Origin of the sequence: Streptomyces sp. NPDC007929 (assembly GCF_042959065.1) — a bacterium.
In the GTDB taxonomy this organism is placed as follows: Bacteria; Actinomycetota; Actinomycetes; order Streptomycetales; family Streptomycetaceae; genus Streptomyces.
The window spans coordinates 389,967-406,159 of record NZ_JBIBKD010000003.1 but is presented as its reverse complement, the minus strand read 5'-3'; the positions used below and the strand labels follow the sequence as shown (position 1 = coordinate 406,159).

The window sequence follows — 16,193 nt, the reverse complement described above, 5'->3', positions numbered from 1 at the left end:
ACGGGCCGGACCGGCGGCGCATTGTCGCCCTCCATGACCGTGCGATCACGCCCTGCCACACCCCCCTCAATTGCGGACGACTCACAACCAATCGCCCTCGATCGCTCACTCTCGGCGACGCTCATGAGTAAGGTCACGAAAATGTATCGGGCATATCACCCATCAACCTTCACAGGGGCCACACGAGTTGGCTACGGTGCGACCAGGCCGCATGACCCCCACCGGCGAACGTCGCCGGGCCGCGCGGCCTCCGCCGAGTCCGGCACGCCGCAGCGGCAGCCGGAGCCGGGGACCCAACCGTGAACCTGGGGTGAATCGGCCCGACTCCCTGTCCGGAGACGGCCGTAGGGCAAACCTTCCGAACCACCCGCCCGAACCCGACAGCTAACTCGGTAGGCGGAACGTGGAAGGAGTCGCCTCCCTTGGCGTCGCACCGCAAGTCGCGTCCTACGGGCACGCGCGTGGCAGGCATACGGACCCCCGCCCTCGCGACGGCGGCTCTCACCTCCGTGGCCCTGCTGTCCCAGTCGGCCAACGCCGCCCCCGCGGCCGACGACAAGCCCAGCCTGGAGGAAGTCGAGAAGAAGGTCGACGACCTGTACCGCCAGGCCGAGTCGGCGACCGACAAGTACAACGCGGCCAAGGAGAAGACCGCGAAGCAGCGCAAGCGCGTCGACACCCTCCTCGACGACGTCGCCCAGCGCACCCAGAAGCTCAACGAGGCGCGCGAGGAGCTGGGTTCCTTCGCCTCCGCCCAGTACCGCACCGGCGCCGCCGCCCCGGACACCGCGACGTTCCTGCTCGCGGACACCCCTCAGGACTACTTCGACCAGACCCAGCTGATGGACCGGATGACCGGCCGTCAGAAGGACGCGGTCGACGACTACGTCACGCAGCAGTCCGAGACGATGAAGAAGCGCCGGGAGGCCACCGAGAGCCTCCAGACGCTCACCGAATCGCAGGACGGCCTGAAGACCGCCAAGGCCACCGTCCAGCGCAAGCTCGCCGACGCACGCGAGCTGATGTCGAAGCTGACCGCCGAGGAGAAGGCCCGGCTCGCGGCGATCGAGAAGGAGAAGCGGGCGGAGGCCGCCCGCAAGGCCGACGAGCTGGCCCGGGAGCAGGCCGCGCGGCAGAAGGCCCAGGAAGAGGCGGCACAGCGGCAGGACAGCGGGTCCTCCTCCTCGGGGACGGGTTCGGGCTCGTCGGATTCCGGCTCGTCCTCTTCCACGGCACCGGCCGACTCCTCGTACGCCACCAAGGCCGAGAAGGCGCTCGCCTTCGCCCGCGCCCAGATCGGCAAGCCGTATGTGTGGGGCGCGGTCGGACCCGGCTCCTACGACTGCTCCGGCCTCACCCAGGCCGCCTGGAAGGCCGCGGGCGTCACCCTGCCGCGCACCACCTACGACCAGGTGAACGCCGGCACCACGGTCCCGCTCTCCCAGGCCCAGCCGGGCGACCTGGTGTTCTTCTACGACGACGTCACCCACGTCGGGATCTACATCGGCAACGGCATGATGATCCACGCCCCGAAGCCCGGCACGTACGTGCGCGAGGAGTCGATCTACTACGACGGCGAGTCCGCGATCCACAGCGTGGTGCGCCCGGCCTGAGCAGTCCCGGCACGTTTTTGAGGGGCACGCGCGCGTGCCCCTCTCCCAACCCGGGTGGCGCTCTCTAGCATCGGCGTTATGCCCGGTCCCTCCCCGTTTGCCACCTGGTGGTCGACGTATGCGCTGGCGACCGGCATCGTGTCGGTCGGTCTCGACTCGGCGGGGCACGCGGCCCTGGCCCGCATCGCCCTGGGCCTGGCCTGCGCGAGCTGGCTGGTGGCGGTCGCGGGCCTCGCCCAGCGGCGGCGCGGCGTGTGGCAGGCGGAGACGCCGGCCGCGCTCACCACCGTGGCGGCGACCGCCGTCCTCGGCACCGGCTTCTCCGCGGCCGGCCGGCAGCCCGTCGCCGAGGCTCTGCTGGCCCTCGCCATGGTGCTCTGGGCGGTGCTGCTCGCCGCGGAGGCCCAGGGGCGGCGCGGCACGGTGTTCCTGCGCTGTGTGGCGACGGAGGGCCTCGCCGTGCTCGGCGCGACGCTCGCCGCCGCGGATGCGGTGGCCTGGCTCGCCCACGCGGCCCTGGTGCTCTTCTGGCTGGGCCTCGCCCTCTACTGCTTCGCCCTGTTCCGCTTCCAGCCCCGGCAGGTGGAGGAGGGGCGCGGAGACCACTGGCTCGCGGCAGGCGCCCTCGCCCTCTCCTCGATGGCCGGGGCGAGACTCCTCAGCGCCGACAGTTCCCGCCTGTACCTGTGGAACGAGGAGAACACCAGCGCCCTGCGCACGACGACCGTCACGCTGCTCGTGCTCGCGCTGATCGCCTGCGTCGCCCTGCTGCTGGCCGAACTGTTCTGGCCCCGGCACCACTACGACGTGCGGCGCTGGGCGACCGTGTTCGCCGCGGTGGTGACGGCGGCGGCCACCCTGGCGGTCGCCGCCGCGTTCGACGCCGCCTGGCTCGACGCCGGCGGGGAGGTGCTGCTGTGGATCGCGGTGGCCGCCTGGCTCGGGTGCACCGCCTGGGCCCTCGCGGCCGCCCGGACCGGCGCCCGGAGCTCCCGGGTCAGGTCCAGAGCACGGCGATGAAGATGTTCGCCGTGGTCAGCAGACCCACCAGGCCGAAGAGGCCCTTGTCCACCTTCTCTTCGTCCCGCTTCACGTAGACCAGGCCGAGGATCACGATCAGCAGGGCCAGCTTGATGCCGATCTTGACGTTGTTCACGGACTGGTCGTCCGCCTGGTTGAGGCCGACCAGGATCACCCCGGTGACCAGCATCGTGAACGCGCCGTGCAGCATCGCGGGGGTGAAACGGGCGGTACCCTCACCCATCGACTTCATCTGGGTGAGGAAGCCGCCCAGAAGCGAGGCGATACCGATGATGTGGAGGCCGACGAAGAGGTGGATGAGTACGTCCATGAGGCCGGAGCCTAATGAGGGCCTCAGGGGCGTCCGACACCGGGCCACTGATGCATAAATGCGCCCCATAGCACCCGATCACGGTCACTTGCTCAGAATCCGGCACATCGGTCATCACGCTGAGTGAAGTAGACGGGGTCACGGTCGCATACGGTCACCACCGGTCCTCTCACGTCACTTCCGCACACCAGCCCCCGGCCCGGCACGGCGCCGCTTAGCGTCCTCCACCAGGTGCCCGGCTCCCCACCGCCGCCCGGGCCAGGGGCGGCAGTCGGACACCACCGCCGAAAAGTCCGGCGGCGATCCGCTCCCCCTGTGCGGGCCGTCGCCGGATGCGCAGGCCGCCCGACCGCTCCCCCGGCGACCGCACGCACCCCCCCCCGGCGGTCGAGGAAAGGACGTGGCCTCCAGGTGGCAGCGCATCGCAAGCCCCGGCAGCGCTCGACGGGTGGCGGCAAGGCCCGTACGGCCGCCACGATCGCCCTCGCGGGCGCGGCGACGGCGACGGGGTTCGACGGCACCGGACACGCCGAACCACAGCTCAGCCCCGCCCAGGTCAAGGCGAAGGTCGACGCGCTCTACCAGGAGGCGGAGGTCGCCACCGAGAAGTACAACGGCGCGAAGGAGAAGGCCGAGGCAGCCGCTCAGCGGCTGAAGGACCTCCAGGACCAGGCGGCCCGCAAGCAGGAGCGGCTCAACTCCGACCGCGACGCCCTCGGCTCCGTCGCCGCCGCGCAGTACCGCGCCGGGGGCCTCGACCCCGCGGTACAGCTCGCCCTGTCCGACGATCCCGACCGGTATCTGGACAACGCCGAGTTCGTGGAGCGGGCGGGCAACCGGCAGAACGCCGCCGTCACCGGTGTGCGCAAGCGGCTGCGGGAGATCGAGCAGCTGCGCGGGGCCGCCCACATCGAGCTGACCTCGCTGAAGTCACGGCAATCGGAGCTGAAACGGCACAAGAAGACGATCACCGGCAAGCTGGGCTCGGCACGGCAGCTGCTGTCCCGGCTCGGTGTGCAGGAACGTTCCCTGCTGGGCGCATCGCCCGACCGCGCCTCCCGCGCGACGGGAGCCCGGGACACCCTCGCCGCCCCCGGCTCCGCCACGGCCCAGGCACCCAACTCCCGCGCCGCAGCGGCCGTCTCCTACGCCTACCAGAAGCTCGGCAGCCCCTACGTCTGGGGCGCCACCGGCCCGAACGCCTTCGACTGCTCGGGCCTCGTCCAGGCCGCCTACCGCGCCGCGGGCGTCTCCCTGCCCCGCACGACCTACTCCCAGATCGCCGCCGGCCGCCGCGTCTCCCGCTCCGAACTCCTCCCCGGCGACCTGGTCTTCTTCTACGCCGGCATCAGCCATGTCGGCATCTACGTCGGCAACGGGCGGATGATCCACGCGCCGAACCCCTCCGCGCCGGTGCGTGTCGCCCCGCTGGACGAGATGCCGTTCGCGGGGGCGACCCGGGTGGTGTGAGCGCCGGCGTCAGACCAGCCGCCGCGCCGTCGCCCAGCGCGTCAGCTCGTGGCGGTTGGACAGCTGGAGCTTGCGCAGCACCGCCGAGACGTGCGATTCGACCGTCTTCACGGAGATGTACAGCTGCTTGGCGATCTCCTTGTACGCGTAGCCCCGCGCGATGAGCCGCAGCACCTCACGCTCGCGCTGGGTCAGGCGGTCCAGGTCCTCGTCGACCGGCGGCGCGTCCGTCGAGGCGAAGGCGTCCAGGACGAACCCGGCGAGGCGCGGGGAGAAGACCGCGTCGCCCTCCTGCACACGGAACACGGAGTTCACCAGATCCGTGCCCGTGATCGTCTTGGTGACGTACCCGCGGGCACCGCCGCGGATCACGCCGATCACGTCCTCCGCCGCGTCCGACACGGACAGCGCGAGGAAGCGGACCGGCTGCTCGGTGTCGCCCATCAACGGGGCGCAGCGGCGCAGCACTTCCACGCCGCCCCCGCCCGGCAGATGGACGTCGAGGAGGACCACCTCGGGCCGGGTCGCGGTGATGACCGTGACGGCCTGGTCGACGTCCGCGGCCTCGCCGACGACCTCGACTCCGGTCTGCTCGGTCTGTCCGATCTCGGCCTGCACGCCCGTGCGGAACATGCGGTGGTCGTCCACGAGGACCACGCGCACATGACGCCCGGTGCCCCCGCCCGACTCCGCGGGTCCGGCCGCCTCCGCCGATCCCGCCGTACCGTCCGTCTCGGTCGGGTCACTCATGACGTCTTCTCCGCCCTCTCCATCTCCAGCTCGACCTCCGTGCCGCCGTCCGGCACCGCGCGCAGCCGCGCTGTGCCGCCGTTGCGCTCCATGCGGCCGATGATCGATTCTCTGACACCCATCCGGTCGGCGGGTATCGAGCCCAGGTCGAAGCCGGGGCCGCGGTCCCGGACGGACACGAAGACCGTCTTCCCCTCGACCTCGGCGAAGACCTGCACGGCGCCGCCCTCGCCACCGTACTTGGCCGCGTTCACCATTGCTTCCCGCGCGGCCTGCATCTGTGCGGAGATCCTCTCGTCGAGCGGGCAGTCGCCGACGACCACGACCTCGATGGGCACGCCGTGCTTGTCCTCCACCTCGGCCGCGTTGCGCCGGACGGCGTCGGCGAGGGTGGTGGGCTCGTCGGCCTCGTCCTTGCCGGTGCCCTCGGGCTTGTAGAGCCAGGTGCGCAGGTCGCGCTCCTGGGCACGGGCCAGGCGGCGCACCTCGCCGGCGTTCTCCGCGTTGCGCTGTATCAGCGTGAGGGTGTGCAGCACCGAGTCGTGCACATGGGCGGCGACCTCCGCGCGCTCCTGGGCACGGATGCGCATCAGCCGCTCCTCGGAGAGGTCCTGCGTCATGCGGACCAGATACGGCCCGGCGAGCAGCGTTATCCCGACGAGGACCGCGAGGGCCGCCTGCAGCACCGATCCGAGGTGGGCCGCGGACCCTTGCAGGACGAAGATGCCGGAGACACCGGCCGTCACCAGCAGCACACCGCCCACCGAGCGCAGCAGCGTGACCGTGCGCCGGCGGCGGCCGACCTCGGCCCAGCGGGCCCGGCGGGCGTTGTCCGCCTGCCGCCAGACCAGGGCGACACCCGCGCCGACGAACACCATCGGCCAGAGGTACGCCCGGGCTCCACCGCTGAGGTTCACATTGCCGACGAAGACCATGGCCACCACGACCATGAGGAGCAGGGCCACGATCTGGCCCTTGTCGGGTCTGCGCGCGACGAGTCTGCGGCGGCCGTCGGAGGAGGTCTCGGTCAGGGGCGAGGGCGGCTTCTGTGCCTCGACGCCGCCCACGCCGAGCGGGACGAAGAACCAGAACGCGGCGTACAGCAGCGCGCCGAGGCCGTCCGCCATGAACAGGCCGACGAAGACCAGCCGGACCCAGATCACGGGCAGCCCGAGATGCCCGGCGAGGCCCCGCGCCACGCCTCCGAGCCAGCGTCCGTCACTGCTGCGGTAGAGCTTGCGCGGCGGCCGCGGTTCGGCGAGTGGCGCTGCTGCGGCTTCCGACATGCCATTGATGGTCACATGTGCGGGAGGCCGGAGCATCAGGGTCGTCCCCTAGAGCTCCCCTGATCTCCGCGGACCGGCCGTCGAACACTTCCCGAGCGATCTCTCAGGGCCGATATCAGGGTCCGGCCAGGGTCGTTCCGACTCCCGCCGGGGCGCCGCGCCCGTCACCATGGACCCATGACCGATCACGAGCACGCCGCGACGGGTCCGGGACCCGGCTCCGGCCCACGCCCCACTCCGGGCGCCGGGCCGCAGGATGCCGCACCCGCCGCGGGCTCCGCCCCCGGGCGCGCGGACGCGGGAGAGGGGGGAGGAGCAGCGGACCCGACCGCCGCGGACGCGGGAGGGCAGGGAGGAGCACCCGGTGCGGCCGCCCCCGGCGACGGCGCCGTCCCGGCCGGGCCCCCGCACGCCTTCCGTCGCGACCGCCGCCACAAGACCCTGGCCGGCGTCTGCGCCGGACTCGGGCGGCAGTGCGACATGGACCCGGTGATCTTCCGCATCACCCTCGCCGTGCTCTCCGCCACCGGCGGCATCGGCCTCCTCTTCTACGGCTTCACCTGGCTCTTCGTCCCGTACGACGACGAGGAGAACGAGGTCCGCAAGCTGCTCACCGGCCGCGTCGACGGCCAGGCCCTGGCGGCCGTGCTGTTCGCGCTGGTCGGCTGCGGGGTGTTCCTGAGCATGCTGAACAACGGCGGGGTGCTGACCTTCGCCGTCGTCCTCTCCCTCCTCCTCGCGGGCGCCGGCTACTGGTCGCGCCAGCGCGGCGCCCCCAGCCCCGACCCCCTGGCCGCGCAGGCCGCGGCCGACGCCCCGCCGGAGCCCCAGGCGCCGCCGGTGCTCCTCACCACGCCCTCCTGGTGGCGCGACCCGATCGTCAAGGACGGCACCCACATCGGCGGCACGGGCTATCTGTGGGGCCCTCGCGACACCCACGACCTGGACGTCGCGGCGGCCGTCAACATCAGCCTCGGCACCCGGCCCGGCACCCCCCGGTCCGGCGGCCGCGAGGACACACCGGTTCAGCGCCCCCTGCCGCCCCAGCCGCGTGGCCCGCGCTGGATCGGAGGCTGGGTCTTCCTGCTGGCCCTGCTCGCGGGAGCCCTGGGCACGAGCCGCACCTGGGACGGCCATCCGCTCGGCACCAGCCTGCAGACGGGTCTGGCCTGCGCGCTCGCGGTGCTGGGCCTGGGGATAGCGGTCAGCGCCTTCCTCGGCCGGACCGGCGCGGGCTCGATCTTCCTGGCGATCCTCACCGCCGGTCTGCTCACCGGTGCGGCGGCCCTGCCGAAGGACATCGACACCCACTGGGCGCGCACCACCTGGCAGCCTGCCTCGGTGGCGGAGGTACGGCCGCGCTACGACCTGGGAACCGGTGTCGGCACCCTGGACCTGAGCAAGCTGGACGTGTCGGGGAAACAGACGGTGACGACGCGGGCGGAGGTCGGCATGGGCAAGCTCAGAGTGCTCGTGCCCGAAGGCGTGACCGTGCGGCTGGACGCCGAGGTGGGGGTCGGCGACCTCCAGCTGCCGGGCGACGACCCGAAGGACGTGGACGTGCAGCCGGGACGGCACAAGGAGATGACCCTCTCCCCCGCCAAGGGCGTGGAGAAGGCAGGCACGATCGACCTGGACCTCCAGGTCGGCCTGGGACAGGCGGAGGTGACCCGTGCTTCGTCATGAAGTCCAGCCCGGAAAGCTGCTCGCCGGCAGCGTCCTCGTCCTGGCGGGCGTGCTCTACGCCGGGGACGCGGGCGGCGCCTGGGAGACCCCGTGGTTCGTGGCGATACCCCTCGTCACGGGCGGGCTGTGCCTCGCCGGGGCGGTGGCGTTCCTGACCGGCCGCGCCCGCCGACGCCGCCGGGGAGGCCGTACGGGCCCGGACCCGGCATGACGGGGAGCGGACGCTACCGGTGCCCGGCGTGACGGGAGGCGGACGCTACCGGTACCCGGCGGGACGGGGAGCGGGCGCTACCGGTACCCGCCGCTCCTCTGTCGTCGCCGCGACCGTAGTGCGGCGTCGAGGGAGAACAGGGGCGCGCCCGCGAGGACGAGGGGGATCCAGGCCATGAGGTAGGCGAGGTCGTTGCCGTAGTAGTACGGGTCGGAGGCCCAGCTCACGGTCAGCCACAGGCTGAGGGAGATCAGCGCGCCGCCGAGCGCGGCCAGCCGGGCGAGCAGGCCGAGCAGGGTGCCGATGCCGACGGCCAGTTCCCCGAAGGCGATGGCGTAGCCGAAACCGACGGGACTCTTGAGGGAGAGGTCGACCAGGGCGGGGATGGCGGAGGAGTCGCGTACGGCACGCATCATGTCGCCGATCGAGCCGGCACCGGAGTCCTTCATGAAGGCGCTGTCGGTGAGCTTGTCCAGGCCCGCGTAGATGAAGGTGACGCCGAGGAAGATGCGCAGCGGCAGCAGGGCGTAGCGGGTGGCGTTGTCCCGCCAGCCTCCTCCCTCGCCGAAGTGGGGAGAGTGCGTGTCCGTCCGCATACTGTGAGTCATCGCTGCTAGCCGCCTCTCGCCGGTGCCGAGACCCCCTCACCAGACGATACGTACGACAAACGGACCGCGCTCAATCCTGTGCGAGCGGCTTTTTCCGTCCGGTCGGTGAGGCAGGGGGTGTCAAGGGCATGGCCGAGCCGCCCTCACGCACGGGTGTGGTCACTCCGTCACGTCGACCGCGTACCGGTTGGTCTCCACCCCCGCCGCCGTGACCACCTGCACCTCCACCCTCCCCGGTTCCACATCCGCCGGTACCGGAACCGTCAGCACGGTGTCCGTGGGGTTGCGGAAGCCGCCGGGGACCGGGATCAGCGGTACGTGGACGTGCACCGTGCCCACGCGCACGACCATCCGGGCCAGTCGGTCGGCTCCCTGCGCTCCCGGCGGTACGAATCCGGCGCCCCGGATCTCGATGTCGTCGCCGGTGCGGATCGGCCCGTCGAGGTCGCCCGCCTCCCGGGCCCGGACCACGGAGAGGATGACCGGCCGGCCGCCCTCCGAATACTTGCCGGCCAGATACGTCGCGGCCGACACCAGCACCACCACCGCCAGTCCCCAGGGCAGGTCCGGCAGCTGCTCCGGCCGCCGGGCCAGCCGTACCGCCGCGAAGACCAGGGCGACACCGCTGATCACGATGTACTGGATGTCGGCGAAGGTGCCCCGGCCCGCGTCGTCGGTCAGCAGGTCGGCGGCCCGGGGCCGGTCGGCACGCACCTTCTGCAGCCGTTGCCCCAGGACCCGCAGCCCGACCACCCGCCGCACCAGCACGGCGATCCCGCACACCACGGCGAGCACCGTCACGATCCCGGCGCCCCGGGCGAGATCCAGCCCGGAGATCAGCGCGTCCCGCTCCCGCTGCCGGGAGGCGGCGGCCAATCGGCCCGCGAGGACGAGCACCGCGTAGGCCACGAAGAGCACCCATGCCGCGGCGACCGTGCGGGACGTGGACAGCCGGTTGTCCTCACCGATCACCGGCGCCAGTACCCCGCCCCTGGCCCGGTGGAACCACGACGCGGCGGTCAGCGACAGGGCCGTCCCCAGTGCCGCGGCGAGTCCGGCCGTACGCGCCGCCGTCCAGCCCACGCCGATCGCCGTGAGGGCCTGCCCGAGCAGCAACAGCACCACGGCGGCCCAGACCACGGCCGTGGTGCGGCGCCACAGGCGGGTCAGCCAGGCCTGCCCCTCGGCCCGTCCCCGCTCGGCGACGAGTTCGGCGGCCTGCGCCAGTTCCTCGGAGACCCACTGGCGGGAGGCCGACGCGGAGTGGGCCACCGCGGCCGGCAGCCCCTGCCCGGCCGCGAACTCGTCCCGTCGGCGCAGGAACGCGGCGACGGCCCGCCGGTGCCCCTCACGCGCACCGTGCGGGCAGTCCCCGCAGGCGCACCCGCCAAAGTGGCCGCCGCCGTGGTCGCCCCCGTGGCCGCCGCCGAAGCCGCCACCCGAACCGCCCGGGTACCCGCCGGTGTGACCACCGGCGTAACGCCCCGCGTTCCCCTCGGCATGAGCACTCGCACCCGCGTAGGGACCCGCATGGGCGCTCGCGTACCCGCCCGCGTCCGCGCCGCCCCGTCCCGCCTCCCGTACCGCCACGCCCGACGCCCGCCTTCCCGCGACCCAACCACCGCCGGTCTTCCGGACCCCGGAAACACCGCTGTACAACTCCCCTGCGACGACAGCGAATTGTGCCCTACACCGCCCGGTTCCCGACGCTCCCTCTGGTCAGCACGGGTGAAGTCCGGCGTGCCGTGTTGACCCGGCCGGGAGAACTCCTCTATGGCGATCTCAGCCCAGCAACCCCGGCTCGCTGCGGCTGACGTCCTCCCACATCGGCTGGTAGTTGATCCACGCCACCAGGTCGCCGCCGAGCTGCTCCCGGGTCGCGACGGCCATGCGGTGCTCGATCCGGACCGGCCGCCCGGCCGCCTGCGCCGTCAGCTGCACCTGGCAGGAGCGCTCCATCGACACGAACCACCAGGCCGCCGCGTCCACCGAGTCGCCGACGGTCAGCAGCCCGTGGTTGCGCAGCACGAGCGCCTTGCGGGAGCCGAGGACCGCGGCGATGCGCCGCCCCTCCTCCGCGTCGACGGAGACGCCGGTGTACGTGTCGTAAAGGGCGTGGTCCTCGTAGAAGGCGCAGCTCTCCTGGGTGATGGGCTCCAGCAGTTCGCCGAGGGCCGCGAGCGCCCGGCCGTGCACGGAATGGCAGTGGGCGACGGCGACCACGTCGGGCCGGGCGGCGTGGACCTGGGCGTGCACGGTGAAGGCGGCCTGGTTGACGTGGTAGCCGCCCTCGACGACCTGGCCGTCCTGGTTGGCGAGCACGAGGTCGCTCACGGTGACGTGCCGGAAGGGCCTTCCGAACGGGTTCACCCAGAAGCAGTCGGTGTACTCCGGGTCGCGGGCGGTGATGTGCCCGGAGACGCCGTCCTCGAAGCCGAGCCGGCCGAAGATCCGCAGGGCCCCCGCGAGCCGTTCCTTGCGGTGCCGGCGTTCGTCCTCGACCGACTCGTGCATCGGCGGCATGGCGAACCGCAGCCGGTCGGTGGGCAGCGGCAGGGGCGGGGTGGGCCCGCTCATAGGTCCTCCAGCGCTGGTTCTGCGTACGGGCGGAAATTACCGTCCGTGAGGCCGGGAAGAACAGCGGCGAATCGTGAAGATGACACGAGCGCCCCTGTGAGCACCGTGTGCCCACTCGTGTGCCCCCTGGCTCCCCCACCCCACGAATAGCCGACAGAAGATGTCGGGTTTCGGCGCGACACTCGTGTCATGACTGCGAACTGGGCGGCTTTCGTCACCGCCGAACCGGATCTGGCCGGCACCGTCGAGAAGCGTTTCGGCGCCTTCACCCACCACATCCTCGCCACCCTCCGCAAGGACGGTTCGCCCCGCACCAGCGGCCTGGAGGTGCGGTTCCTGAACGGCGAGCTGTGGCTCGGCATGATGCCGGACTCGCTCAAAGCCCTCGATCTGCGCCGCGACCCGCGCTTCGCGCTCCAGGCGAACCCCGGGGAGGGCACGGGCATGGGCGGCGGCGACGTCCGGATCAGCGGCCGGGCGATCGAGGTCGACGACGTGCAGACCAAGGCCGGATATGTCGAAGAGGTGGAACCGCCGGAGCCGTTCCACCTCTTCCGCACCGAGCTGACGGAGGTCGTGCGGACCTACGTCGAGGACGACACGTACCTCGTCGTCCAGGTCTGGACGCCCGGTGCTCCCCTGCGCACGATCAAGCGCACATGAGCCGGGAGGGCACGGGGATCACTCCCACTCGATGGTGCCCGGCGGCTTCGAGGTCACGTCGAGGACGACGCGGTTGACGTCCTTCACCTCGTTGGTGATCCGCGTGGAGATCCGGGCGAGGACCTCGTACGGCAGGCGCGACCAGTCGGCCGTCATGGCGTCCTCGGACGACACGGGGCGCAGCACGATGGGGTGGCCGTACGTGCGGCCGTCGCCCTGGACGCCGACGCTGCGGACGTCGGCGAGCAGGACCACCGGGCACTGCCAGATGTCGCGGTCCAGGCCGGCCGCCGTGAGCTCCTCGCGGGCGATGGCGTCGGCCTCGCGCAGCAGGTCCAGGCGCTCCTTGTTCACCTCGCCGACGATGCGGATGCCGAGGCCGGGGCCGGGGAAGGGCTGGCGCTGGACGATCTCCTCGGGCAGGCCCAGTTCCTGGCCGACCATCCGGACCTCGTCCTTGAACAGCTGGCGCAGCGGCTCGACGAGCTCGAACTCGATGTCGTCGGGGAGGCCGCCCACGTTGTGGTGGGACTTGATGTTGGCCGTGCCGGTGCCGCCGCCGGACTCGACGATGTCCGGGTAGAGGGTGCCCTGCACGAGGAAGGCGACCTCGGGACCCTCCTCCTGGAGGATCTCCAGCTGGGCCTGCTCGAAGACCCGGATGAACTCGCGGCCGATGATCTTCCGCTTCTCCTCGGGGTCGGAGACCCCGGCCAGTGCCTTGAGGAACCGCTCCTGCGCGTCCACGACCTTCAGCTGCACGCCGGTCGCGGCGACGAAGTCCTTCTCGACCTGCTCGGTCTCGCCCTTGCGCATCAGGCCGTGGTCGACGTACACGCAGGTCAGCTGGGAGCCGATGGCCTTCTGGACGAGGGCGGCGGCGACGGCGGAGTCCACGCCGCCGGACAGGCCGCAGATGGCGCGCTTGTCGCCGACCTGCTCGCGGATCGCGGCGACCTGCTCCTCGATGACGTTGCCGGTCGTCCAGTCGGGCGTGAGCCCCGCGCCCCGGTAGAGGAAGTGCTCCAGCACCTGCTGCCCGTGCGTGGAGTGCATCACCTCGGGGTGGTACTGGACGCCGTAGAGCTTCTTCTCGTCGTTCTCGAAGGCGGCGACCGGTACGACGTCCGTGGAGGCCGTGACGGTGAAGCCCTCGGGGGCGGCGGAGCAGGCGTCGCCGTGCGACATCCAGACGGGCTGCTCGGCGGGGGTGCCCTCGAAGAGGGTGGAGGACACCTTGGAGACGTGCAGGTCGGTGCGGCCGTACTCGCGGGCGCCGGTGTTGTCGACGGTGCCGCCGAGGGCGCTGGCCATCAGCTGGAAGCCGTAGCACATGCCGAAGACGGGGACGCCGGCCTCGAAGATCTCGCGGTCCAGGCTGGGCGCGCCCTCGGCGTAGACCGACGAGGGGCCGCCGGAGAGGATGATCGCCGCGGGGTTCTTGGCGAGCATCTCCCGGACCGGCATGGTGCTCGGCACGATCTCGCTGTAGACCCGCGCCTCGCGGACACGACGGGCGATGAGCTGGGCGTACTGCGCGCCGAAGTCGACGACCAGAACGGTGTCGGCGGCGGTGGCAGCGGGAGTCGCTGATGACACGGGGTGCCTTCCGGCGGTGGGGCGGGGGTCTTGTGCCACCCGATTCTACCGGGGGGCGGCCGGGCTCCTTCCGTGTGCCGGGCGATCACCCCGTCTCAGCATGCGAACCGGCTTGGACGGCCCCTGGAGGGGGTGCATACTTGCCCCATGTTCAAGCACCAGACGTTCGTCTTTACCTATGGCATCCGGCCCGCCGGACGCCATGGTCGTGCTGCTTGAGCAACTGACAAGCGACTTCCCAGGCGCCCCGGGCCGACAAGGCCCGGGGCGCCTGTCGTCGTCCGGGCCGTGCCGCCCCGGGGCAGCCCCTGACGACGAGGAGCCCCCTATGACCGCCATCGACGTGACCGGCGCCCGTACCCCCGAGGCCGCTGGCGTGATCACCGGCGCGCGCGAGCGGATCGACGCGCTCGACGACCGGATCATCGGCCTGATCCAGGAACGGGTGGCGGTGTCGGCCGTCATCCAGGAGGCGCGGATCGCCTCCGGCGGCCGGCGCGTGAACCTCTCCCGCGAGATGGACGTCCTCGGCCACTACAGGGAGGCGCTCGGCAAGCCGGGCACAGCGCTCGCGATGACCCTGCTGGAGCTGTGCCGGGGCAAGATCTGAAACCGCATTCGCAGGACAGACGTACGCCCTCTCCTCACCCGTACGGCGCGTGACCGCCCCCGCGGCCCCTCGTTGGTCCCGGTGTCCGTGCCAGCCAGGCGCGGGCCCGAGAGAACCACGCGTGGCTCACTGGGGCGATGAGACGCACGGATCGTGCCGTGCGTCGTGGGACCTCGCTCCAGGGAAGTGACCGGACGGCAGGGGACAGCAGCCCGGTCACCCAAGAGAACGGTCGGCTCCGGGGACGCCCGGGGCCGACCGGCGGACCTTGCATAAATGCACAAGTCTGGGTCAAACGGTTGCGGGCGCCGCGTTCATCCAGCACGATGCGTACACAGTCCAAGTCCCCCCGCGGACACCCGCATTGCCCACATTGCCAAAGGTACGGACCAGCGGCGCTACCCCCCGGCGCCGCTTCCAGGCACCGGCGCTGCCCTGACGTCGGTGCTGACGAGAAGAAGGGCCCTGCGGCTCCACCCCGCAGGGCCCTTCGCTCTGCTCAAGCCCGCAGGGCCCTTCGCTCTGCTCCAGCCCCGCACTCGACTCGACTCAGGTGCGGGTCACCGTGCCGCAGTCGCCGTCGTCGCCGCGCTCGATGGGCTTGCTCCGGTCGTACGGGTCCGTGGCCGGGCCGCTCGGGTCGGGGCCCTCGGACCCGCTCGACGGGAACTCCGGGTGCAGGTAGCCGTCGTAGATGAAGCAGGAGGAGTTGCCTATCTCCTGGTCGTAGTTCATCAGGAGCAGCCGGCCGGGGGTGACCTGATAGCGGGCGGGGTCGGCGAGTTCGACGTCGAGGACCCGGCGCACGATGGTGCGGGTGACCTCGGTGGGGCCGTCCGCCCGGACGACGGGGTAGACGAAGGTGTAGTCGGCGTGCACCGCCACGCCTCCCTGCGTGCCCTTCTTGAACGTCATGTGCCCACGGGTCTTGATCACGTCGCCGACCGGCCGCACCTTGCCGGGGTCGAAGCGGCTGAACAGCGTCACCGGGTCGTGCTCCCTGCTCGGCGAGCGCAACCCGGTGCCGAGGTCGTCGAGGAGGCCGGGCTGCTTGGGGTCGAGCACCGAGAGCGCGGCCTCGGGGCGGGCCCCGCGTACGGTCTTCGGGTCGAGGTTGGCGCCGACCAGCAGCTTCTTCGTCAGTTTCAGCGCCTGTCCCACCCGGTCCGCGGAGACCGCGCCGACGGCCTTCGCCTCCGGCAGGACGATGCCGGTCTCGCCGTCGGCCCAGCGCTCGGCCGGGGAACCGGCGAAGGGCCGGTCCAGGGTGGGGGTCTCGGGGTCCGACGCACCGGGCGCGGTGGTGGGCGGCGCCGTCTCGTCGGGCAGCGGTGCGGCGTCGGCGGCCGAGGCCTCCCCGGTGCCGAAGGGGTCGCCGGGCAGCAGTGACGGCTTCAGGGCCACCAGCGCGACGGCGGCGGCGACCACCACGCCGAGGGCGGTCCACAGCTTGCGGCGCCGGGCCGCCCGGCCGTTCATCTCCTGCCACGCCGGACCCGTACGCCACCCGGGGGGAACATCGCCCCGGGCGTCCTGCTGACGCAGGCGCTCGGTCACCATGCGCGCTCGCGCGGACGGCTCCTTCGGGGCGGAGGAACGGATGTCCCGCTCGGTGTCGCGGGTGAACTGTTCCCAGACGTCGTCGGGGATCCGCGGGGCCGACGGCTGATCGTCGGACGGCTTTTCAGACACGAAGTAAAGATCTAAGCGGCCGGCGAGCGCCTTCACAAGAAGGTCTTGTGTGTGACTCAGCCCACATAAGAATTCTG

General features: G+C 71.9%; 15 protein-coding genes and 1 riboswitch. Of the genes, 7 read left to right on the top strand and 8 right to left on the bottom strand.

The genetic code is table 11. From position 1 onward, the window contains the following. The first annotated feature begins 241 nt into the window (after positions 1-241). Positions 242-415: riboswitch (cyclic di-AMP (ydaO/yuaA leader) on the top strand. A gap of 7 nt (positions 416-422) precedes the next feature. Both ACFZDE_RS11520 and ACFZDE_RS11515 read left to right on the top strand, forming a co-directional pair. After that, positions 423-1,613: an NlpC/P60 family protein gene (locus tag ACFZDE_RS11520; protein ID WP_391199489.1), complete on the top strand. Its 1,191-nt coding sequence runs from the start codon at positions 423-425 to the stop codon at positions 1,611-1,613. Positions 1,614-1,691: 78 nt separating this feature from the next. Beyond that, positions 1,692-2,633 (top strand): hypothetical protein, encoded by a 942-nt coding sequence (locus ACFZDE_RS11515; protein WP_391199487.1) that lies wholly within the window; start codon positions 1,692-1,694, stop codon positions 2,631-2,633. Here ACFZDE_RS11515 and ACFZDE_RS11510 read toward each other — a convergent pair. Then, the gene (locus ACFZDE_RS11510) at positions 2,611-2,964 is read right to left on the bottom strand and encodes a hypothetical protein (protein WP_391199485.1); all 354 of its coding nucleotides are present in this window, start codon (positions 2,962-2,964) and stop codon (positions 2,611-2,613) included. The genes ACFZDE_RS11515 and ACFZDE_RS11510 overlap by 23 nt on opposite strands. Positions 2,965-3,375: 411 nt before the next feature. Between ACFZDE_RS11510 and ACFZDE_RS11505 the strand changes: the two genes are divergently transcribed. After that, positions 3,376-4,434 carry an NlpC/P60 family protein gene (locus ACFZDE_RS11505; protein WP_391199483.1) on the top strand — a complete coding sequence of 353 codons (1,059 nt, stop codon included), beginning with the start codon at positions 3,376-3,378 and terminating at the stop codon, positions 4,432-4,434. A 9-nt stretch (positions 4,435-4,443) separates the two neighbouring features. On the opposite strand, the gene ACFZDE_RS11500 is transcribed toward ACFZDE_RS11505, so the two are convergent. Further along, positions 4,444-5,184: a LuxR C-terminal-related transcriptional regulator gene (locus ACFZDE_RS11500; protein ID WP_391199481.1), complete on the bottom strand. Its 741-nt coding sequence runs from the start codon at positions 5,182-5,184 to the stop codon at positions 4,444-4,446. Then, complete coding sequence (locus tag ACFZDE_RS11495; protein ID WP_390993288.1) at positions 5,181-6,470, bottom strand: PspC domain-containing protein; 1,290 nt, start codon at positions 6,468-6,470, stop codon at positions 5,181-5,183. Before ACFZDE_RS11495 ends, ACFZDE_RS11500 begins: the two co-directional genes overlap by 4 nt. 177 nt (positions 6,471-6,647) lie before the next feature. On the opposite strand from ACFZDE_RS11495, the gene ACFZDE_RS11490 reads away from it, so the two are divergent. Both ACFZDE_RS11490 and ACFZDE_RS11485 read left to right on the top strand, forming a co-directional pair. Beyond that, complete coding sequence (locus ACFZDE_RS11490; RefSeq protein ID WP_391199479.1) at positions 6,648-8,156, top strand: PspC domain-containing protein; 1,509 nt, start codon at positions 6,648-6,650, stop codon at positions 8,154-8,156. Further along, positions 8,143-8,367 carry a hypothetical protein gene (locus ACFZDE_RS11485; protein ID WP_391199477.1) on the top strand — a complete coding sequence of 75 codons (225 nt, stop codon included), beginning with the start codon at positions 8,143-8,145 and terminating at the stop codon, positions 8,365-8,367. The genes ACFZDE_RS11490 and ACFZDE_RS11485 overlap by 14 nt, the downstream gene beginning before the upstream one ends. A gap of 77 nt (positions 8,368-8,444) precedes the next feature. Here ACFZDE_RS11485 and ACFZDE_RS11480 read toward each other — a convergent pair whose 3' ends face one another. From ACFZDE_RS11480 to ACFZDE_RS11470, 3 genes are all read right to left on the bottom strand, one after another. Then, positions 8,445-8,975 (bottom strand): DoxX family membrane protein, encoded by a 531-nt coding sequence (locus tag ACFZDE_RS11480; protein WP_390993282.1) that lies wholly within the window; start codon positions 8,973-8,975, stop codon positions 8,445-8,447. 159 nt (positions 8,976-9,134) lie between these two features. After that, positions 9,135-10,565: a hypothetical protein gene (locus tag ACFZDE_RS11475; RefSeq protein WP_391199475.1), complete on the bottom strand. Its 1,431-nt coding sequence runs from the start codon at positions 10,563-10,565 to the stop codon at positions 9,135-9,137. Positions 10,566-10,757: 192 nt separating this feature from the next. After that, positions 10,758-11,552, bottom strand: a complete 795-nt coding sequence (locus tag ACFZDE_RS11470; RefSeq protein ID WP_391199473.1) for a class II aldolase/adducin family protein — start codon at positions 11,550-11,552, stop codon at positions 10,758-10,760. 189 nt (positions 11,553-11,741) lie between these two features. Between ACFZDE_RS11470 and ACFZDE_RS11465 the strand changes: the two genes are divergently transcribed. Continuing rightward, positions 11,742-12,215, top strand: coding sequence for a pyridoxamine 5'-phosphate oxidase family protein (locus ACFZDE_RS11465; protein WP_390993276.1), 474 nt, complete (start codon positions 11,742-11,744; stop codon positions 12,213-12,215). An 18-nt stretch (positions 12,216-12,233) separates the two neighbouring features. Here the strand turns inward: ACFZDE_RS11465 and guaA are convergent, their stop codons facing one another. Then, a complete protein-coding gene (guaA, locus tag ACFZDE_RS11460; RefSeq protein WP_390993274.1) occupies positions 12,234-13,814 on the bottom strand; it encodes a glutamine-hydrolyzing GMP synthase in 1,581 nt (526 codons plus the stop codon). Between guaA and ACFZDE_RS11455 the strand changes: the two genes are divergently transcribed. Then, on the top strand, positions 13,735-14,424 hold the full coding sequence (locus tag ACFZDE_RS11455; protein ID WP_391199471.1) for a chorismate mutase: 690 nt from the start codon (positions 13,735-13,737) through the stop codon (positions 14,422-14,424). The genes guaA and ACFZDE_RS11455 overlap by 80 nt on opposite strands. Before the next feature lie 549 nt (positions 14,425-14,973). On the opposite strand, the gene ACFZDE_RS11450 is transcribed toward ACFZDE_RS11455, so the two are convergent. After that, positions 14,974-16,116, bottom strand: coding sequence for a hypothetical protein (locus ACFZDE_RS11450; protein WP_391199468.1), 1,143 nt, complete (start codon positions 16,114-16,116; stop codon positions 14,974-14,976). Between the last annotated feature and the right edge of the window lie 77 nt (positions 16,117-16,193).